Genomic DNA, 21,275 nt, shown 5'->3' on the forward strand with positions numbered 1-21,275 from the left:
AAATTCGTGAAATTCATCGGTGAAATTTTCGCAAAGTTTAAGTACATAAATTTGTGAATTCGTGGCGAAAAAATGAATTTAAAAATTAAAGCCCAAGATCAAGAACATACGAAATCTTAACCGCGATATTATCTTCAAATCTTAATAACTGATTTGGTCCATATCTGTAGAATCCGCCTAAACCAAAACCTTTAAAAATTCTGTTCAATTCTAATCCCGATTCAAAATAACCTTTATCCAACGTTTTGTAAGCTGGACCAACGTGCTGTTCTGGATTTTCCATGCTTCCCCAAGCCATTCTTGTAACTAAAACCAATGATGGACGAACTTTCTTCATTATTCTAATTCGGTCGAAGCCATGTTTAATTTGAAACATCAGATATTGACTCGAGAAAAATTCGTTAAAAAACATCGTTTCAAAAGAATTTCTCCCTGCAAAAGTAATACGCTGAATAACCGTTTCCTTTGTTAAGTTGTTAGGAGCTGTGTTGTATAAATGTGTAATAGGAACGTCTCCCATTGCTAGACCTCCTTGTAAAAGCAAACTTGTTTTCTGACGGTTTAAGTATTGTTTTTCGTATTCAGCTTTAAAATCTATTTTGCTAAAAGTAAAATCATTTTCAAACACATCTGGCAGAGATTGTGTATACTGAAAAGTAAATCGCGGAAATCTTTTATCGCTTTCATTTCTTCCGGTCGGAGTCTGCATATAATTACTGAATGGCGCCCAAACAATAGAAAGCATTGCTGTGGTCATAATATAATTAGAATACAATTTTCCGTTCAAATTAAAAAGATAATCAAATTTCGGTTCGATGTAATTTCTTGAAAGTTCTAAAACAGCTTCAGTTTTTGGAATAAATTTGGTTTGAACATTGGCGCGCCATCCTATGTATTCATAAAAAGTGCTAATGTTAATTGGTCGTGGATCGTAAATTTTAAAAACGCGTTTGTCAACGCTAAAAACAGTACTTGCAATTTCTCGTACGTCATCGGTATAATAACCGTTAAACCATGTATTAGTATGTTTGTCTAATAAAACGCCTCCTCCAATGCTGTATTTAAAAACACCATCTTTTGTTCCATAAGCGCCATAGCCTTCAACGCGGAAATATTTAGACAAACGGTCATTTGTAATACCACCTACACCAAGACGAAAACCTTCATAATTGTTGTAGCTGATGATTTTTTTTAAATCCAAATCGATTGGGCCAATAGGGTAGAAGCCATTGATGATTTTTCGGCCAATTCCTAGACGTTTTTCAATTCTATTTCTAACAGAAAGACTATCGAGCAATAAATATGTTTTTTGACTTTTTAAGTCAAGATTTTCTTTGCGGTAAGCTTCCCAGAAACTTTCTGGTTTCTTGGCTGCATCGTCTTTAATTTCGATATAAAGAGAAGGATTTTTTATAGGAGTTTCGGTGTTGACGCGAATATCGAAACTGTTACTTTCTGAAAGGAGATAAGTGAAGTCTGAAGCTACCTTTTTTCGTGTTTCAAAATTATCTTCAACATCTCCGTCAAATTGAATTGTACCTCCTAAAATTCTAATATCGTCGTCATTTTTTCCTTTTACAATTTTAAAAGTGGTATTGCTCTGAAACCAGATTTTCTCTTTTGGAATATATTCGAATTCATGAATTCCGCTGATGTCTAAAACACCTTTTATTCGCATTACCGCTTTCGCGACAGCGTAATTTTCTTTATCTATGTATAAAACACCTTCTAGACCAGATGTTTTTCGGTGTGACTTATTTTTAAAATAAATCATATAAGTATCACGACCTCGAACGCTTACCGTATCTAATAATTTGTAATTATAGCTTGAAGGAGCATTTTTCGAAATCGGATTTTCATATTTGGTTTCAAATAATTCATAATTAGAATCATAAATCGAAATAGATTGAAGATTGAAAGCCAGAACTTCATAAATAGGCTGTTTAAAACCAGCGATTTTTGTTCCTAAAACAGTTTCTTTTAATTTGCTATTTCCGAACTGATATTGAGAAACTTTCTCTGTTTGAAACAAATGTTGTTTGCTTACAATCTCTTTAAACTTATAATCGGAAGAATCGATGTTAATGATTTTTTTATTTAAATCCTTATACGCTGCTGAAGTATCAATTCGTCCATCTATCGAATCGGGGTTGGCGGTTACAATAAGTTTGTTGTAGGTTTTGTATTCAAAATTATTAAGTTTCTTTTGCGGATCGTTTTCCGATTTATTGGCAATAACTTTTTTAATTATGGTTAATGCAGGATTTTCATTAGAAACAACAACTTCTTTTAAATCATCTGTCTGCTGCAAAAGCGCTACCGAATAAAATGTTTTGCTGTTAATTAAGGCAATAGTTTTGGTTTTGAAACCTATGTATGAAACTGTAAGCGATGTAGCGGAATTACTAATTTTAAAAATAAATTTTCCATCAACATCTGTAATTGTGTTATTGTTTTCTGAGGTGGTAATGGTGGCAAACGGAAGAGGTTTGTTATTTGAATCAGTTACGATTCCGTTTATTTGAATTTGCGCTTGAAGAGTAAGCGTGAAAAACAAAGTCAAAAAACAAAATAGCTTCATACAGAATGATATAGTTTCAAAAACGAAAAGAAATTAATTTTCGTATGCAAAAATAGCAATAAAAAAATCCGTCTGGTACAATAAACCAGACGGATTTTTATTTTATAATCAAATCTTACTTATACTTTCATGATTTCAGCTTCTTTTGCAGCCAATAACTCATCAATTTTTTTAATGTAAGCATTTGTTAAGTTTTGAACCTCTTCTTCTGCAGACTTACAGATATCTTCAGAAGTTCCTTCTTTTTCTAATTTTTTGATGTCAGTATTAGCATCTTTACGAGAGTTACGAATACCAATTTTAGCATCTTCAGCTTCAGATTTTGCTTGTTTAGCCAAATCACGACGACGCTCTTCAGTTAATGGCGGTACGCTAATGATTACCATATCTCCATTATTCATTGGGTTGAAACCAATGTTAGCGATTAAGATTGCTTTTTCAATTGCTTGTAGCATATTTTTTTCAAAAGGCTGTAATGTAATTGTTCTAGCATCTGGAACACTAATTTTAGATACTTGAGAAAGCGGTGTTGCAGATCCGTAATAATCTACAAAAACACCTCCAAGCATAGCTGGAGAAGCTTTCCCTGCACGAATATTAAGAAATTCTTTCTCTAAGTGTGCAATAGTACCATTCATTGATTCTTCAGTACTTTCTAAAATAAAGTCTATTTCTTCAGTCATTTTGTTTAGATTTTTAGTCCCGATAGCTATCGGGATAGAAGATTATATTCTCAGACTCTAAAATTGTATCTTCTAAATTACTAACTAATATTATTTGTTTTTTGATTGCTATTGGTTGTCACGAATTTAGAAATTCTAAAATTCTAACAATCTAAGCAGTCTAGATATTTACTACAGTTCCGATGTTTTCGCCTTCGCAGATTTTCAAAAGGTTTCCGATTTTATTCATATCAAAAACAACGATTGGCAATTTGTTTTCCTGGCTTAATGTAAATGCAGTAGTGTCCATTACATTTAATCCTTTTTTAAGAACATCATCAAACGAGATGAAATCAAATTTTACTGCAGAAGCATTTTTTTCTGGATCAGAATCGTAAACACCATCAACACGAGTTCCTTTTAAAATTACATCAGCATTGATTTCGATACCTCTTAAAACTGCAGCAGTATCAGTTGTAAAATATGGATTTCCAGTTCCTGCACCAAAAATTACAATTCTGCCTTTTTCAAGGTGGCGGTCAGCTCTTCTTTTGATATATGGTTCTGCAATAGATTCCATTTTCAAAGCAGTTTGCAGACGAGTTTTCATTCCTTTATCTTCAAGAGCGCCTTGCAAAGCCATTCCGTTTATTACAGTTGCAAGCATTCCCATATAATCTCCTTGCACTCTGTCCATTCCTGAGCTTGCTCCGGCAACGCCTCTAAAAATATTTCCTCCTCCAATAACAATAGCAATTTCTACTCCTTTGTCGTGAATCTGCTTGATTTCATCTGCATATTCGCCTAATCTTTTCGGGTCAATACCGTATTGTAAATCACCCATTAGGGCTTCGCCGCTAAGTTTAAGAAGAATTCTTTTATATTTCATGTGTGTGTTGCGTTAATTTGTGCAAATATAGACATATTCTGATTTTTAAAAATAATGTTTGCAAAAAATTAATTCCTGTTGCAATTTTAGATTTAAAACGGCTTTGCACTTATTTAATTTAAATGTGACAAATGTCATTTTCTCCGTCTTCCTAAATTTTGTATTTTTATTGTATCCTAAAATGAAACAAATATGAAAAGCATCGTAGCCAAAGCATTATTCAATAGTCATTCTTATGCTGAATACAGAAAAATAGTAACAGATTTATTAACCGAAGGAAAATCAACGGGAAACGAACAATCTGAAAGTCTTACCAATTATTCTAAACTGAATGAAGCCAGAATGAACAGGCTGGAAAAAACGATAACCATTTCAGATTCTATCGCAGAAAAACTTCAAAACTTGGATAATCATTATATCTGGTTGGTGCTTTCTGAAGGTTGGTGCGGAGATGCTGCTCAAATACTTCCGATTTTAAATAAAATGGCTTTGGCTTCTCATAAAAAAATCGATTTGAGAATTGCATTTCGTGATGAGAATGATGATTTGATGAGCCATTATTTAACAAATGGAGGAAGGGCAATTCCAAAAGTAATCGTGATTTGTAAAGAAGCAGGAATAGTTCGTGCCGATTGGGGACCAAGACCAAAAGGAGCGACCGAATTAATGGAAAAACATAAAAGAGAAGTTGGCGCGATTGACGAAAAAATAAAAACCGATTTACAGTTATGGTATCTGGCAGATAAAGGAATTTCGGTTCAGGAAGAACTGGTAGAGATTATGGAAAATATTAAATATAATCGCCTTTAATCGGATTAATGTGTTGATAAACAGATTATTTGTTAATAAAATTATCTTAAAGTCTTTTTGACTTCAATAGATTTTCGTAACTTAGTAAAAGTAAACCCACATCTATTATAGCTTTCAGATTTACTCTTTTTATTGGTGTTTATTTAATAATAATTAAAAAGTACACTATTATGAAAAAGTTATTCGAAAGATTTTATGATTTCTTTTCTACATTTTTATTTGGAGGAAAGAATGTGCCTCACTATTAATTTGAGATGAGTATGGAACAACATTACTTGTTTTAGGAGCTTGGCACATTACTTTCAAATATGTAATGTGCTTTTTTTTCACACCAAAATATTTAGTTTGTTTCTGATGATGAGTAATAAAAGAAATCCTGAAGAGTTATTCCGAAAGAAATGCTGCCAACGCTTTTTTGATTGTGAAGTGGAAAATCATAATCACAGATTTCTGCAAAAATTATAAAATCGTCTGAGCCAATTCCGAGTTTTAATTTTTTGTATTCTCCATTCAAATCGCCTCGTCCTATGGCGAAACCTTTTCCGTAACCAGCCTGTAGCATAATTCGTGTTTCTGGTCCTACTTTTGGATTTATACCAAGATTTAAAAATACTGGAACAGCTACAAGTTTATCATCCCATTTATAGTCAATACCACTGTGAAGACCTAATGTGAGCCATTTTTTATAGTGAACTCCGTACCCAATTTTTGAACCTAAACCATTTGGGACAAGAAAAGCATTTGTGGATATTGATCCTGTACCGTAATATGAATCGTCTGTGTTATTTGGGTTTCCTGTTATAGAAACAGCAAAGTCAAATTGTGCGTATGTGAATTTAGTTGCCTGACTATGTATAAATGAATTAAAAAAGGTAATAAATGCGATAGTCAGTAAAATTCTCTTCATATACGGTTTTATTTTTTCAGGAGTTCTTCTTCAAATAAAGTAATATCGATTGCATTTTTTACATCGTAATCGCCAATTTTTGTTCGGCGTAAAACAGTTAAATGCGAACCAGAATTCATGGCTTTTCCAAAATCGTAAGCAAGAGAACGAATGTAAGTTCCTTTGGAACAAACTACTCTAAAATCTACTTCTGGCAATGCAATTCTAGTAATTTCAAATTCGTGAATAGTAGTTTTTCTGCTTTCAATTTCGATAGATTCTCCAGCACGCGCATGCTCGTACAAACGAACTCCGTCTTTTTTAATGGCAGAAAAGATAGGCGGTTTTTGGTCAATTTCTCCTAAGAACTGTTTTACCGTTTCATGAATTAAAGTTTCATCAATATGATCTGTTGGAAAAGTTTGATCGATTTCTGTTTCTAGATCATAAGATGGAGTAGTAGCTCCAATATAAAATGTGCCCGTATATTCTTTTGCCTGACCTTGAAGTTCAGCGATTCTTTTAGTGAATTTTCCTGTGCAGATTAATAAAAGTCCAGTTGCCAAAGGATCTAAAGTTCCTGCATGGCCAATTTTGAACTTTTTTGGAAGTCCAACTTTATTAATTAAAAGGTATTTTAATTTATTGACAGCTTGAAATGAACTCCATTTTAAAGGTTTGTCAATCAATAAAACTTGTCCTTCTAAATATTCTTCAGGTGTCATTATATAATGGTAAGCGGATGAATGAAAAAGTGAATCAATAACAAAATGATTCCGGCAATGATTCGGTAATAACCAAAAACTTTGAATCCGTTTTTAGTCAAAAATCCGATGAAAGTTTTAATAGCTAACAATGCGACAGCAAAAGCGACAATATTACCAATAACCAACATGTTTACTTGATCGTGAGACAATTCAAAACCTGCTTTGTAATAATCATAGCATTTTTTTGCAGTTGCTCCTAACATAGTTGGAACAGCTAAAAAAAATGAAAATTCTGCAGCAGAAGTTCTAGTCAATTTTTGCGCCATACCTCCAACGATACTTGCACCGCTTCGAGAAACTCCAGGAATCATGGCAAGACACTGGAATAAGCCAATCTTGAAAGCTTTGGCATAAGTAATTTCAGCAGAAACTTCTGGATCGTTTGGTTTGTTGAACCATTCGTCTACTTTTAATAGAATAATACCTCCAATTAAAAGGGAAATGGCAACTGTAACGGGATTTTCTAATAAGCCATCGATAAAATCACTTAATAATAATCCTAAAACAGCTGCAGGAATAAAAGCAACAAGAAGTTTAAAGTAAAAATCAAAAGTTTGAAAGAAACGTTTGAAGTATAAAATAACAACTGAAAGTATCGCGCCAAGCTGAATTACAATAGTAAAAAGTTTAGTGAAATCGTCATGAGCGATTCCGAAAAAAGAAGAAGCAATAATCATGTGTCCTGTAGAAGAAACAGGCAAAAACTCTGTAATTCCTTCAATAATGGCAAGAACAATAGCTTGTAATGTATTCATTTAATTTAGATTATTAGATTTTTAGACTTTTCAGACTCCTTAGATTTAAAAAGATTAATTTAATAATCTAAAGATCTAAGAAGTCTAAACTGTCTAAAAAAGTCTATTTAGATTTTTTGAATATAGAATAAATCGTGATTCCAAAACCGATTAAAACAGTTGTTGGCGCTAAACGAATACGTCTAAAGTTGAAAATGTCTTCATTAAAAACATTTGGATCTTTGCTTCCTCCACCAGACATTAAAATAAATCCTAATGCAATTACAGCGATACCAATCAATAAAATTTTATAATTGATGCTGTCAAAAAGGAATTCCTGTTTTTGAACTTGTTGTTCTTCTTTATTATTGTTGTTTTTCATTTTTATCTTTTGTTAAACTCAGCAAAGCTAAGGTTGTTTATTTGTTAGCCTGAGCGGAGTCGAAGGCATTTGTTACTGAGAGGTTAAAACTGAGACTGAATCTTATATTAGTAAAGATCGTCAGTTCTTAAATTCAAGAAACGTTGCGTTGCAAAATGCGTACTTACCCAAGTAATTAGAACTCCTAATCCGAAAACGGCAACTAAAACTAAACCAGTCAAAGCTTTGTCTTCAAGAATTCCTAAACCAGGAAAATTAGTGTCTACATATAGTAAAAGTGCGATTAAAGCAATAATAGCTAAACCTGCACCAAGCATTCCAAGTTTTACGCTTCGCATTACAAATGGTTTACGGATAAATGCTTTTGTAGCTCCAACCATCTGCATGGTTTTGATAATAAAACGATTTGAATGTATCGATAAACGTAGCGAACTGTTGATTAATAAGACAGCAATTACAGTCAAGAAACCGCTGATAATCAAAATCCACATACTTACTTTTCTAATGTTATCATTTACAAGATTTACCAATTGTTTGTCATAAACAATATCAGAAATCATCGTGTTTTTACGAAAGTTACTTTCAATTTTAACGATGCTGTCTCTTTCTACGTAATCTGCTTTTAAGTGAATATCGTATGAATTCAATAACGGATTTTCTCCTAAAAAGGTTAAAAAGTCTTCTCCGATGATGTCAGTGTGGTCTTTTGCAGCTTTTTCTTTGGTTACATAAACAAAAGATCTTGCAAAAGGAGCTCTTTTAAGTTCTGTATTAAATGCTTTGATAATACTATCATTCGCTTCATTTTTGAAGAAAACTGTCATGGCGATTTTTTCTTTAAAATCGTCAGCCAATTGTTTAGAATTAATGATGAATAATCCCAGTACTCCCAAAAGGAATAAAACCAAGAATACACTTAATACTACCGAAAAATAAGAGGAAATTAACCTGCGCTTTTGAAATTTATCAAAGTTAGAACTCATAGATACTTAAATTATGTGGTAAAAATAATAAAGAATTTCTTTATTTAAAGTTAATAACAAACTTTTATACTTAAAAGTACGATTTAAATCTCGAATAAAAGTTTATTTAATCCCAAAGTGTGCAAGGTTTTATGTAAAGTTTCTAAACAAAGCTTATTTAATCTCGCAAAGTAGCAGAGTCGCAAAGTAAAAAGTATAGCCACAGATTAAAAGGATTAAAATGATTTTTTAAATCTGTGTAAACCCTTTAATCTGTGGCAGAAAAACGCAAAACCTTTCGCAAGGTTCGCAAAGTATAAAGTATAGCCACAGATTAAAAAGATTAAAATGATTTTTTAAAATCTGTGTAAATCCTTTAATCTGTGGCAAAAAATAAAGCTTAGAGTATGTATTGTATTTTAAATATAGCCCGTGGTTTCAACCACGGGTACACAACCATAGCACGCAGAATATGCAAATACGTTTCCCGTGGTTGAAACCACGGGCTATGTTTGACAAGAAGATAAAACTAACTTGAAAGTTTTAAAATTGGTTGAACAAAAACTTAGCAACTTAGTATCTCAGAACCTTAGAATCTTTATTTAACCTTATAAACTTCAATGCTTTTTAGCCAATAAACATGACGCGGTCCAGTTTTAATATCGTTTTTGCAAATCGCGATCATCTCGCCATTTTTAACCGGTTTTCCATTTTCTTCAAAAAGGATATAGGCATTTTCTCCTGTTGGATTATTGAAAAGTTCTGCCCATGAAAAAGTAGCTTTATAATCATCTGAAGCTCTTGCAACAATATAGAAGTTTCTGTCTTTATGCCCGTTTTGTTTGATTTTGGCTTTTTCTAAAATATCTTTCAAAAGAACACCTTTGCATATTTTATTGTCTTTTTTTACTTCACCGCTTTGACAGACTACTTTAAAATCATCAAGCGTAACAACTTTCATCTTTTTTAAAGAATCAACCGTTAAGTTTAAAGGAAACTCGACATCACCTTTTACTTCTATAGAATGATTTACCATTTTTAAACTGTCTTCGGGAGTTAAAACAGGATGTTTGTCATTGTCTGTTTTTGCGATTTTTTCTGTAGTAACAGTTTCTTCTCTGTCTTTCTTAGAAGAATTGCACATGGCGCATGAAAATGCAATCAGTAAAACGAGAATATAATTTTGTGTTTTCATAATAAATATAATTTTTGAATTAGTTGAAATTGAAAAAACGAAGGGTTACAAAAAAATTGCGTCCTTCTTCTGGATAGCCTTCTACAAGACTGTAATTTTTATCGAATATGTTGTTAACTCCGGCATCTAAACTGAAATTTTTAGAGATTTTTGTGGAGCCATATAAATTTAAAATCGTATAATCTGGAACTCGCGCACCATAACTTGTACTGAAACGAGGCGAATTGAATTCGGCATTGGCAATTAATCGAAGAATTTTAATTGGGCTATATTCTAAAGTTCCCATTACTTTCGTGTTCGGAACATCTGTAAAATGAATATTTGGGTTGGTTATGTTTTTTCTTTCGATATACGTATAATTCAAATTTAGAGACCAGTTTTCTAAAATAGCATAATTTAATTGCGCTTCAATCCCTTTATAATCGGCTTCGCCAAAATTCTGCATTTGCGATTTTCCTGGTTCAACATTACTTACACTCAATATCGCATCTGAAAGCGAACTATAGAAAAGTGCTGTTTGGAAAGTGATTTTCTCGAAAAGATTGGCCGTATAATTCAATTCGTAATTGATTGCTTTTTCAGGTTTTAAATCTGGATTCGGAATCGCAGTTCCCATTCTATACGAATATCGGTCCTTAATAGTTGCAAATCTGGTTTTTTGAGAAACGGTCGCGCCTAGTTTTTGCTGATTATTTAATTGATAGAAAAATCCAACTTGCGCATTAAAAGCATCACTTGCTCCTGCATCTGGATAATCTGAAATTACTTTTGTAGTGCTATTATAATCTTCGGCTTCATTGTTTTTTCGAATGTTATAACTAATACCCGGAATTACGGTAAACTTTGAACTGACTTTATAAACATCTTCAATTCCAATTAAAACCGTATTGTCTATAAAATGACGAACGGGTTCGCCCAGATTGTTCTCACGGTGAACGTCTTCTTTAAAATGAAAAGCAATTTTTAAATCATTTTTCGGAATTATTTTGGTGTTATATTCTAAGTTTCCTCCGAAGGTATAATCGTTGTAAATACTTTCAAAAGCATAAGGTTTTGTTTGTGTCGAATAAGTAGCATCGTCGTAACTATCGAGAGTATTCTTAAATCGATCAAAATATAATCTGGTTTTGAAACTATTTTTATCATCAAAAGCAGAATTCGAAATAAAATAAAAACTTTCTTTATCCCAGTTGGGCCATTGCCAATAACGAGGTTTTAGCAAAAGCGAATTTTGTGTGTCGTAACCCGTATAAACAGGATTTCCTTTTTCACCTTGCTGATTGATGTATCCAATGGCGTATTCGTTTTTTTCAGTTGGAGTCCACCCGACTTTAAAACTAATTTTTTGATCTGTTCGATATGAATTGTCTCGTTGTCCGCCATTTTCATTTGCTGTCGGAATAAAATTAGAAGACATTCTATAGGAGTTCCTGTCCAAATAAGAGAAACCTCCTTGAAAATAGAATTTTCCTAAATTCGAGCCAATATTTACATTTCCTCTGTATCCGTTCTCGTTAATCATTCCTAAAGAGCCATCATATTCCAACTTTTTAGAAGGTTTTCTAGAAACCAGATTGATTGCGCCTCCAAGCGAGTTTGGTCCATAAAGAACAGATGAAAATCCTTTTGAAACATCGACCGCAGCCAAATCAAAAGTGGTAAATCTAGCCAAATCGACATAACCGTCATATGGAACATAAACTGGAATTCCGTCCATGTAAACAGGAACTTGTCTTAAATCGAAACCTCGAACAGAAACCATAGATTCGTTTCTTGGTCCAGAAGCGGATAAGCTGACTCCAGGCAGCATATTTAAAGCTTTTGAAACCTCCATTTTATTTTGAGATTCCATTGCTTTCGAAGTTATTCTATTTAAAGTGTCTTTGTTTTGATGATTGGTAATAACGACTTCTCCAAGATTAAAGACGTTTGAAATTTTGAGTGAATCTGGGGTTTTCGGATTGTTTTGCTGTGCAAATCCGATAAGCGGAAATAGCAGAAAGATTAATAATTTTGGTTTCATAAAAATAGTTTTTTCAGTATGTTTTAAAATGAATACTGCTGATTAAAAATAGTTTTTTTGGTTAATTTTCTTTTTAAATTTTGCTGCTTTCCCAAACGAGCGACAAATAATATAATCCGCCAATTGATGGTCCGCCGAGAATTGAAGTGTAGGGTTTGTTAAGGATATTTGTTCCTCCCAATTTTGCCGAAATTCCTTTTTTGAAAGCATAATTTAACTGAGCATCCATTGACCAATATGCAGGAACGGTTCCGCTAACTAAGAATGAAACATAATCAAAATTGTTTTGATAGCGTGCTGTAACACTTGCGCCGAGACTTTTCCAGATATTTTGAACGATTAGAGTTCCGTTCACATTAAATTCTGGCGTGTTGAAACCATCTTCTAAACCATCTTTATCATCTGTTCTGTCGAGTTTGGTATAAGTTAAATTGGTAAGTGCGCTAAACGTGTTGTCAAAACGATATTTCAAACCTAAACTTCCGCCATAATTGTAAATTTTACTTTTAGAATTCGTCCAAAGTCTGTAGCGATTTTGAGTGTTTTTAGAATATAAAGCAGTCGGAATCAAGTTTGGATCTGCAGTATTCGGAATGCTGGCTTCGACTTGTGCGATGAAATTTTTATAAGAGTTATAATAGTAATCGACATCAATAAAAAGATTTCTGTTTAAAGTAATTCCTCTAAAACCAACTTCAAACGATTTTACAAATTCAGGTTCTAAATACGTGTACGGATTTTTCTGAATCGTATTTTTATTTTTTTCGATTGCCTGCGCTTGAGTCAAACCATTTGTGTTCACATCGGTATTTACCTGCGCTTGAAATTTATCAATTGAAGCTTTGGTATAAGAGTTTTCGAAAATTCCATCAGACATAATTCGCAATCCGCCAACACGTTTTACACCACCTGAATTTACATTCGAAAATCCTTCAAAAATACTCGGAAAACGATAACCGTTTTGGTAAGATGCTCTAAAGTTTAAACTTTGTTTTGGTGAATAAACAGCTGTAAATTGAGGTGTAAATTTCGCATCAAAATAATCGGCTTTATCCATTCTAATAGTTGCGCCCAAACGTAATTTGTCTGAAAAAAAATCTTTTGTCACTTGTGTGAAAGCACCAGTTTTTTGATACGTCAGATTTTCATCAGCATGAACAGGATTGATGAAATAATTTCCGTCGGGAACAATAATGTAATTTCTATAATCGACACCGCTCAAAAGTTTTGCATCAATTTTTTCGAAAAAAGAAACAAAAGCTTTATCCCAATTAATCAATCCCTCGCCATGAACCAAAGTCGATTTTACCATCAAAGCCGCTCCAATATCCCAATTATTAATATCGATCAATTCCTTTTTCTTCTCTTCGTAAGCTTCGGTTCCGGGTAAAAATCTTCCGGCATCAGATTGTGTTCTGGCAATTCTGTGCGCATCGGCAACGCTTGCTCCGCCAGCAACAGCATTTTTATAAGCAGTGCTATAATCGGCAAACCATTTATCATCCGATTTATAAGCGCGATCCATATTTTCTGCCAACGAACGCATATTGTACGAATCGCCAGTATTTTCGGTAGTAGCGTATGCTTTTACCTGAAAAATAGGAGTATGATAATCAGCAGAAAATTGATTTAAAGTATAATTGTCTAATCGAAATCTATTTGAACGCTGATAAATCGTATTGATTAAAGCTGTTTTGTAAGTCACAGAAAGCTCATGATCTTTTTTTGGTCGAAAATACAATCCGAAATCAGCTTTGTAATTTTTGATTTCATAATCAGAAATATCCGTTTCGCGATAACCCGTTCTGGCCACAACATAATTTTTGCCATTTAAGTTTAGAGTTTTTCGGTTTGCCGATTCATTTCCGTAACCGTTTACTTCGTCATAAGCTGGATTATCTGCGCCAAACAAACCTGTAGAAGCATTGGCATTTGGAGCCAAATCGGTTCTGTCATCGGCAACCCAGTCTGTCCCGCCTGTAGTTGAAGCATTTATTTTAAGCGCCAATTTTTCATTGAAAGCTTTTGCAATTCTTAAATTAAACTGCGAATACACTTTCGGTGAAAATCGATCAACATTGCCAATATGATTTACTCCGGTTAATTGTTGAATGGCGATACCCTGATATTCGAAAGGATTTTTGGTCTGAATATTTGCCAAACCATTAATAGCGTTCATTCCGTACAAAGCGGCGGCTGTTCCAGGAATAATTTCTATTTTATCAATATCCAAATCATTTGCGCCTAAAGCGTTTGCAATTGGCGCACCCAAATGTGGTGCCTGATTATCGATTCCATCCACCAATTGAGCAAATCTTACATTGGTAGAATTGGCAAAACCTCTCGTATTTATAACTTTAAAGCCTAAACTAGGCGTAATAATCTGAACGCCTTTTACATTTTCAAGCGCTTCATAAATACTTGGCGATCCCATTATTTTGGCTTCCGCCGATTTTAACTGTTCTATGCTTATTGGCGAATGCATTAATTTTTCGGAACGTCGCGAAGCTGTTATCACAATCTCATTCAGTTCTTCTTTTTTAATGCTGTCTTGTGTTTTCGAATTTTGGACTTGAGAAAAAGTTTTCAGGCTTATAAAAACAAAGAATAAATATAGTTTTTGGTTCATGGTTTTTGGCTGTTAAATTCAGTATGTTTTAAAATGAATACTGAAGGTTTAAAAAATGATTATGCTTAATTCGTTTTGATGCTGAAACGTCAGTATGTTTTAAAATAAATACTGATATGTGCTCTTAATATTCTTGATCAACAAGTATTAATTGTTGCGATTTTTCGCTTTGACAAAAAAAACTATATTTTTTAACCTAAAATGTGACTTGAATCATACTTTTAGGATTTAAATGAGATAGAGATTAGAATTTTAGGTTTTGCATTTCTTTTTGGGCAAAATCTTTAATGCGTTTTTCTACTTCATAAAAAACAGTTATGGCTTTTTCACCTGCTTCAGTCAGTTTTGCGCCGCCGCCGCCTTTTCCTCCTAATAATTTTTCAACCAAAGGAGATTCAGCTCGCTGATTCATTTCTTCAACTAATTGCCAAGCCTGACGATACGCCATTTTCATTTCTTTTGCAGCGTTGGTAATTGATCCCGTTTTCTTGATATTTTCTAAAAGCCAGATTTTACCAATTCCTAAAAAAGGTCCAGCAGCCTCTTCGATCCACACACGAACTTCTACTGAATATTTTTTGTCCTTACTCATTTTTGTTCCTTTTTGACTTTTGTAAAAATAATGATTAATTAGTAAAAATATTCTTTCTCTTTGTTTTAGAAATTGATTTATGAAGAATATTATATTCTACGTATTCATGACGCAAACATAAGTATTTTTACTTAATTAAAAATAAGTAATTTGTTATTTTATTTGTTTGTCAATGAAATAGCTTTGTAACAATGCACAATAAATGTAAATTTGCGGCTAAATTAATTTAGTGAAAAGCTTAGAACCTTAGTAACTTAGAATCTTAGTCGCTTAGAAATGAAGTACAATCCAAACGAAATTGAAGCCAAATGGCAAAAATATTGGGCAGAAAATCAAACTTTTGCAGCAAAAAATAACTCCGAAAAACCGAAACATTATGTTCTCGACATGTTTCCTTATCCGTCTGGAGCAGGATTACACGTAGGACATCCGCTGGGTTATATAGCTTCAGATGTGTATTCTCGTTTCAAAAGACATCAAGGTTTCAATGTTTTGCATCCAATGGGTTACGATAGTTTCGGATTGCCTGCAGAACAATATGCGATTCAGACAGGACAGCGTCCGGAAGATACTACACGTGTAAACATTGACGGTGGAGTAGACAAGGAAGGAAAACAAATTGCAGGTTACAGAAAACAATTAGATAAAATCGGATTTTCATTTGATTGGGCGCGTGAAGTGCGTACATCAAATCCAGATTATTACAAACACACACAATGGATTTTTATTCAATTGTTCAATTCTTGGTATTGCAGAAAACAAGGAAAAGCATTTGATATTTCAGAGCTTGTAACTGTTTTTGAAGAAAGCGGAAATGCATTGGTTGAAGCAGTCTGCGATGACAATGTAGCAATTTTTACTGCTGACGAATGGAATTCTTATTCTGAAAATCAAAAAGAGAAAATCTTGTTGCAATACAGAATGACGTATTTGGCAGAAACAGAGGTAAACTGGTGTCCAGGCTTAGGAACTGTTTTAGCAAATGACGAAATTGTAAACGGAGTTTCGGAGCGTGGAGGCTTTCCTGTTATAAGAAAAAAAATGACACAATGGAGTATGCGAATTTCTGCTTATGCTGAACGCTTGCTCGAAGGTTTAAATGATATTGATTGGAGTGAGTCAATTAAAGAATCTCAAAGAAACTGGATCGGGAAATCGGTTGGGGCTTTGGTAACCTTTAATGTGAAAAATCACGATGAAGTAATCGAGGTTTTCACTACTCGTCCTGATACTATTTTTGGAGTTACTTTTATGACTTTGGCGCCAGAGCATGATTTGGTTGCTAAAATTACAACTCCAGAACAAAAAGCAGAAGTTGAAGCATATATCGAAAAAACAGCAAAACGTTCAGAGCGCGAGCGTATGGCCGATGTAAAAACTATTTCTGGTGCATTTACAGGAGCTTATGCAGAACATCCTTTTACAAAAGAACCAATTCCGGTTTGGATTGGTGATTATGTTTTGGCTGGTTACGGAACAGGTGCTGTAATGGCGGTTCCTTGCGGAGACGAAAGAGATTACGCTTTTGCTAATTTCTTTAAAGATCAAAACGGTATGCAGGAAATCAAAAATATTTTCGCTAATGTTGATATTTCTGAAGCAGCTTACGGATCAAAAGATAACGTTGAAATCGCAAATTCTGATTTCTTAAACGGATTAAATTATAAAGAAGGAACTAAAAAAGCAATCGAGAAATTAGAAGAAATCGGTCAAGGAAAAGGAAAAACAAATTACCGTTTGCGTGATGCTGTTTTCTCTCGTCAGCGTTATTGGGGTGAGCCATTCCCAGTTTATTATGTGAATGGATTGCCTAAAATGATTGAGACGCAGCATTTGCCAATTATTTTGCCTGAAGTAGAGAAATATTTACCAACTGAAGACGGTTTGCCGCCATTAGGAAACGCAGCAGTTTGGGCTTGGGATACAAAACAAAATAAAGTTGTTGCAACTGATTTAGTTGATAATGTTTCAATTTTTCCTTTAGAATTAAACACTATGCCAGGTTGGGCAGGAAGTTCATGGTATTGGATGCGTTATATGGATGCACACAATGAAAATGAATTTGCAAGCAAAGAAGCATTAGCTTACTGGGAAAATGTGGATTTATATATTGGCGGAAGTGAACACGCAACAGGTCACTTATTGTATTCTCGTTTCTGGAACAAATTCTTAAAAGATAAAGGTTTTGCTCCGACTGAAGAACCATTCAAAAAACTGATTAATCAGGGAATGATTTTGGGAACGACGGCTTATGTTTACAGATTGGAAGGAACGAATACTTTTGTTTCTAAAAATAAAATTGATGGTCAAAATGTACAGCCAATTCGTGTTGATGTTCATTTCGTTAATTCTTCAGATGAATTAAATATCGAAAAGTTCAAAGCTTGGAGAGAAGATTTCAATACAGCAGAATTTATTTTTGATGAAAACGGAAAATATATTGTTGGTCGTGAAGTCGAAAAAATGTCTAAATCATATTACAATGTGGTAACGCCAGATGATATTTGTGCAGAATATGGTGCTGATACATTACGTTTATATGAAATGTTCTTAGGTCCATTAGAACAGGCAAAACCGTGGAATACTGCTGGAATTTCTGGTGTATTTGGTTTCTTGAAAAAATTATGGAGATTGTATTTTGATGATAATGGTTTAATCGTAAACAACGACGAACCAACAAAAGACAACTTAAAATCATTGCATAAAACCATCAAAAAAGTAGCAGAAGATATCGAGAATTTCTCTTTCAACACTTCGGTTTCTCAGTTTATGATTTGTGTAAACGAATTGTCTTCTCAAAACTGCCATTCAAGAGCAATTTTAGAGCCATTGGCTATTTTAGTTTCTCCTTATGCACCGCATATCGCAGAAGAATTATGGTCGCAGTTAGGGCATACAACTTCGATTTCTGAAGTTGCTTTCCCGATTTTTGATGAGAAACATTTAATTGAAACCAATAAAGAATATCCAGTTTCTTTCAACGGAAAAATGCGTTTCACAATCGAATTGCCTTTGGATTTAACCAAAGAACAAATCGAAGAAATCGTAATGAAAGACGAAAGAACTCAAAAACACTTAGACGGAAGAACGCCAAATAAAGTGATTATTGTTCCTGGAAAAATCATTAACCTAGTCGGTTAATTATTTTAAAATTTCAATATTTAAAATTCCAAATTCCAATTTTACGATTGGGGTTTGGAATTTTTTTTATGCTTATTTTTTTCGCCACGAATTGCACGAATTTCCACGAATTTCACCCCAAATACGCATAGTTTGTCATTTCGACGAAGGAGAAATCTTCGTAAGTAACTCTACAAAGATTGGCGATTTTGATTGCGGAGCTTCTTGGGAGGTCTTCGACTTCGCTCAGACTGACAATGCGTAGAGTTCCTAAGGATGACAAGATTGCGAAAAAAACTTTGCGCACTTTCCCGATAATTATCGGAATCGCAAGAAAAAAACTTCCAAACTTTGCGAAAAATCTCCGCGTACTTTGCGTTATAAACCCGCACCAGCATTGGAATTTGTAATTTTTTCATTAAAAATTTAAAAACTTTTGTAACATTTTAATAGTTGCCGTATCAAAAGCATGGATCCGATTTAATTAACAATTTATTGCTATTAGAATTTTAACAACTTAAAACTATTAAAAATGAAAAAGTATATCATCTTAATTATCGCATTCTTATTCTCAGCATTATGTCTAAATGTTTTTGCACAAACAAAACAATATCCTTTCGAAGTAATTAAAACAGGAAAAGGAAAACAATCTATAATCTTCATTCCAGGATTTGCTTCTTCTGGAGAAGTTTGGAATGAAACAAAAGCGACATTCGAAAAAGACTTCACTTGCTACACGCTTACCATGTCAGGTTTTGCAGGAGTAAAACCACAACCAAATCCTTCATTTGAAAATTGGAAAAATGAAATTGCAGCTTATATCAAAGACAATAAAATCGAAAAACCAATTGTAATTGGCCACAGTATGGGCGGAGGATTGGCACTTGCCATTGCGGCAGATTATCCAGAATTGATTGGGAAAATTGTGGTTGTGGATGCACTTCCTTGTCTGGCCGCTTTAAGTGATCCTTCTTTTAAATCAAAAGAAAATAATGACTGTTCGGCAACTATAAAGCAAATGACGGGAATGAACGAAACTCAATTCTACGATATGCAGAAACAAATGATGCCGAGGCTTTTGCAAGATCAATCTAAATTGGAAACGGTCGTGAGCTGGAGCGTAAAGTCAGACCGAAACACTTTTGGGCAAATGTATTGTGATTTTTATAATACAGATTTAAGAGCGAAAATCTCACAGATAAAATGTCCGTCTTTAGTTTTATTAGAATCTTATTTTATAAATTTAAAACCTGCAATCGACGAACAATATAAAAATTTGAAAACAGCCGATTTTAAATATGCTAATAAAGGTCTTCATTTTATTATGTACGATGACAAAGATTGGTATTTGGCACAATTGAATAATTTTTTAAAATCTTAAAATGGAATTCGAACAGATATATAAAACTTATTGGGACAGAATTTTCAGGCTTTGTATGGGTTTTGTAAACGATTATGATGCCGCTCAGGATTTGACTCAGGAAACTTTTATAATTGTCTGGCAGAAATTGGAAACCTTTAGAAATGAATCTTCTATTGGAACGTGGATTTTCAGAATTGCTTCCAATAATTGTCTTAGGCAGATAGAAAAACAAAAGCGTTTCCCGAAATCTGAACTTCCTGTTCATCTTTCAGAAGAAAAACAAACATCATTAGAACCTCAGATTCAATTCTTGTATAAATGTATTGCTGAGCTTCCAGAAACCGATCGTATTATTATTTCGTTAGAGTTAGAGGATATCAAACAAAATGAAATTGCTAAAATCGTCGGACTTTCTGAAGCCAATGTTAGAGTGAAAATTCACAGAATTAAAGAAAAACTGACTCAAAAATTTAAAGAAAATGGACAACGATAATAATATAGATTTTAAAGATTTATGGAAAAAGCAATCCGTAAGTCAGCCAGATATGACCGATTTGCTGGCAAGAGTTGGTAAATTCAAAAAAGCGGCTTTACGCAGTTTGTGGATGACCAATATTATGCTTTTGGCAACGAGTGCTTTTATAATTTTTATCTGGATATACTATCAGCCACAGTTTATTTCAACTAAAATCGGAATATTGCTTACTATTCTTGCTATGATGGTTTATGTATTTGTATACAATAAATTATCGAACGATTATAAAAGCATCGATTCTACACAAACCAATCAGGAATATTTGCAGAAACTGATTTCGATAAAAAAGAAACAACAGTTTCTGCAGACCAAAATGATGAATTTTTACTTTATAGGGCTGACACTAGGGATTTGTTTGTATATGTACGAATACGCAAGCAGAATGAGTGTTTTAGGAGTAAGTTTAACGTACGGAATTACATTGCTTTGGATGTTGTTCAATTGGTTTTACATTCGTCCAAAACAAATTAAAAAGCAGCAAGATAAAATAAATGGTCTTATTGAAAAATTTGAAGAAGTTAATCATCAATTAGAGTTATAAAAAAAGAAAGCTTCGCAATTGCGAAGCTTTCTTTTACCAAAAACAAAAATCTAAAATTTTAAATTTCTATAAACTATTGTCCGAAAACGTATGGTGTAAGTGGCAATACAATTATACCATCATTTGTAGCTGTTGCAGTTAATTCATTTTGTAATTTTCCTCCAACATAAATTTTTCCAGTCAATGTTTGACCTGGAGTTCCGCCATATCCGCTAGCGCTTAATGATGCACCGATAGATTTTGCATCGGCGGTAAATTCTTTAGTCCAAGGAAGTTTAGTGATATCTTCGTTTAGAGCATTTCCTCCTTTTTCAAAATAAGTAGTAGAAAGAGTTCCAGTATAATTTCCAGTTATTTCGTATTTAACGTCTCTTGAGTTGTTTCCGCCCTTATCATCATCGCTGCTGCAAGAAACTGCTGTAAAAGCAAGAGTCATTACAATTGCTAAGGTTTTCAAAATTGATTTCATAATATATTCTTTTAATTAATAATCTGATTCATAACAAAATTAGACCCTTACTTACGGGGCGGCAATACCTGATAAAATGTATTTTTTATTACCTGATATCAGGTAAAAGCGCTTAATTTCTTTTTGAAAGTCATT

General features: G+C 33.5%; 18 protein-coding genes. 5 read left to right on the forward strand and 13 right to left on the reverse strand.

Annotated elements, in window-relative coordinates:
* Positions 1 to 85: 85 nt before the first annotated feature.
* From JI750_RS06920 to pyrH, 3 genes are all read right to left on the reverse strand, one after another.
* Positions 86 to 2,581 carry a DUF5686 family protein gene (locus JI750_RS06920; protein ID WP_201999564.1) on the reverse strand — a complete coding sequence of 832 codons (2,496 nt, stop codon included), beginning with the start codon at positions 2,579 to 2,581 and terminating at the stop codon, positions 86 to 88.
* Positions 2,582 to 2,700: 119 nt separating this feature from the next.
* Positions 2,701 to 3,264, reverse strand: coding sequence for a ribosome recycling factor (frr, locus tag JI750_RS06925; RefSeq protein ID WP_111425131.1), 564 nt, complete (start codon positions 3,262 to 3,264; stop codon positions 2,701 to 2,703).
* Positions 3,265 to 3,424: 160 nt separating this feature from the next.
* Entirely contained in the window at positions 3,425 to 4,132 is a 708-nt protein-coding gene (gene pyrH / locus JI750_RS06930) for a UMP kinase (RefSeq protein WP_111425130.1), read from the reverse strand.
* Positions 4,133 to 4,324: 192 nt separating this feature from the next.
* Between pyrH and JI750_RS06935 the strand changes: the two genes are divergently transcribed.
* Positions 4,325 to 4,942 (forward strand): thioredoxin family protein, encoded by a 618-nt coding sequence (locus JI750_RS06935; protein ID WP_201999566.1) that lies wholly within the window; start codon positions 4,325 to 4,327, stop codon positions 4,940 to 4,942.
* A gap of 340 nt (positions 4,943 to 5,282) precedes the next feature.
* Here JI750_RS06935 and JI750_RS06940 read toward each other — a convergent pair whose 3' ends face one another.
* From JI750_RS06940 to JI750_RS06980, 9 genes are all read right to left on the reverse strand, one after another.
* On the reverse strand, positions 5,283 to 5,849 hold the full coding sequence (locus JI750_RS06940) for a hypothetical protein (protein WP_201999569.1): 567 nt from the start codon (positions 5,847 to 5,849) through the stop codon (positions 5,283 to 5,285).
* Positions 5,850 to 5,857: 8 nt separating this feature from the next.
* Positions 5,858 to 6,553 (reverse strand): tRNA pseudouridine(55) synthase TruB, encoded by a 696-nt coding sequence (truB, locus tag JI750_RS06945; protein WP_201999571.1) that lies wholly within the window; start codon positions 6,551 to 6,553, stop codon positions 5,858 to 5,860.
* Positions 6,553 to 7,350, reverse strand: coding sequence for an undecaprenyl-diphosphate phosphatase (locus JI750_RS06950; RefSeq protein WP_201999573.1), 798 nt, complete (start codon positions 7,348 to 7,350; stop codon positions 6,553 to 6,555). The genes truB and JI750_RS06950 overlap by 1 nt, the downstream gene beginning before the upstream one ends.
* 103 nt (positions 7,351 to 7,453) lie before the next feature.
* A complete protein-coding gene (locus JI750_RS06955) occupies positions 7,454 to 7,711 on the reverse strand; it encodes a DUF3098 domain-containing protein (protein ID WP_095928298.1) in 258 nt (85 codons plus the stop codon).
* 107 nt (positions 7,712 to 7,818) lie between these two features.
* Positions 7,819 to 8,694, reverse strand: coding sequence for a cell division protein FtsX (locus JI750_RS06960; protein ID WP_201999575.1), 876 nt, complete (start codon positions 8,692 to 8,694; stop codon positions 7,819 to 7,821).
* Positions 8,695 to 9,271: 577 nt separating this feature from the next.
* Positions 9,272 to 9,868 carry a molybdopterin-dependent oxidoreductase gene (locus JI750_RS06965; protein ID WP_201999577.1) on the reverse strand — a complete coding sequence of 199 codons (597 nt, stop codon included), beginning with the start codon at positions 9,866 to 9,868 and terminating at the stop codon, positions 9,272 to 9,274.
* Between the two features lie 19 nt (positions 9,869 to 9,887).
* The gene (locus tag JI750_RS06970; protein ID WP_201999579.1) at positions 9,888 to 11,891 is read right to left on the reverse strand and encodes a TonB-dependent receptor plug domain-containing protein; all 2,004 of its coding nucleotides are present in this window, start codon (positions 11,889 to 11,891) and stop codon (positions 9,888 to 9,890) included.
* Positions 11,892 to 11,964: 73 nt separating this feature from the next.
* The gene (locus JI750_RS06975) at positions 11,965 to 14,520 is read right to left on the reverse strand and encodes a TonB-dependent receptor (protein ID WP_201999581.1); all 2,556 of its coding nucleotides are present in this window, start codon (positions 14,518 to 14,520) and stop codon (positions 11,965 to 11,967) included.
* 244 nt (positions 14,521 to 14,764) lie between these two features.
* A complete protein-coding gene (locus JI750_RS06980) occupies positions 14,765 to 15,112 on the reverse strand; it encodes a winged helix-turn-helix domain-containing protein (RefSeq protein ID WP_201999583.1) in 348 nt (115 codons plus the stop codon).
* 276 nt (positions 15,113 to 15,388) lie between these two features.
* On the opposite strand from JI750_RS06980, the gene leuS reads away from it, so the two are divergent.
* The 4 genes from leuS (at position 15,389) to JI750_RS07000 (ending at position 20,671) form a co-directional block, all read left to right on the forward strand.
* Positions 15,389 to 18,253, forward strand: a complete 2,865-nt coding sequence (gene leuS / locus JI750_RS06985) for a leucine--tRNA ligase (RefSeq protein ID WP_201999585.1) — start codon at positions 15,389 to 15,391, stop codon at positions 18,251 to 18,253.
* Positions 18,254 to 18,764: 511 nt separating this feature from the next.
* Complete coding sequence (locus tag JI750_RS06990) at positions 18,765 to 19,613, forward strand: alpha/beta fold hydrolase (RefSeq protein ID WP_201999586.1); 849 nt, start codon at positions 18,765 to 18,767, stop codon at positions 19,611 to 19,613.
* Between the two features lies 1 nt (position 19,614).
* Positions 19,615 to 20,088, forward strand: a complete 474-nt coding sequence (locus tag JI750_RS06995) for an RNA polymerase sigma factor (protein WP_201999588.1) — start codon at positions 19,615 to 19,617, stop codon at positions 20,086 to 20,088.
* On the forward strand, positions 20,075 to 20,671 hold the full coding sequence (locus tag JI750_RS07000; RefSeq protein WP_201999590.1) for a hypothetical protein: 597 nt from the start codon (positions 20,075 to 20,077) through the stop codon (positions 20,669 to 20,671). The genes JI750_RS06995 and JI750_RS07000 overlap by 14 nt, the downstream gene beginning before the upstream one ends.
* Positions 20,672 to 20,744: 73 nt before the next feature.
* On the opposite strand, the gene JI750_RS07005 is transcribed toward JI750_RS07000, so the two are convergent.
* Complete coding sequence (locus JI750_RS07005; RefSeq protein WP_111425114.1) at positions 20,745 to 21,140, reverse strand: MmpS family transport accessory protein; 396 nt, start codon at positions 21,138 to 21,140, stop codon at positions 20,745 to 20,747.
* Positions 21,141 to 21,275 lie beyond the last annotated feature (135 nt).

Origin of the sequence: Flavobacterium tagetis, assembly GCF_016735615.1 — a bacterium.
Taxonomy (GTDB): domain Bacteria; phylum Bacteroidota; class Bacteroidia; order Flavobacteriales; family Flavobacteriaceae; genus Flavobacterium; species Flavobacterium tagetis.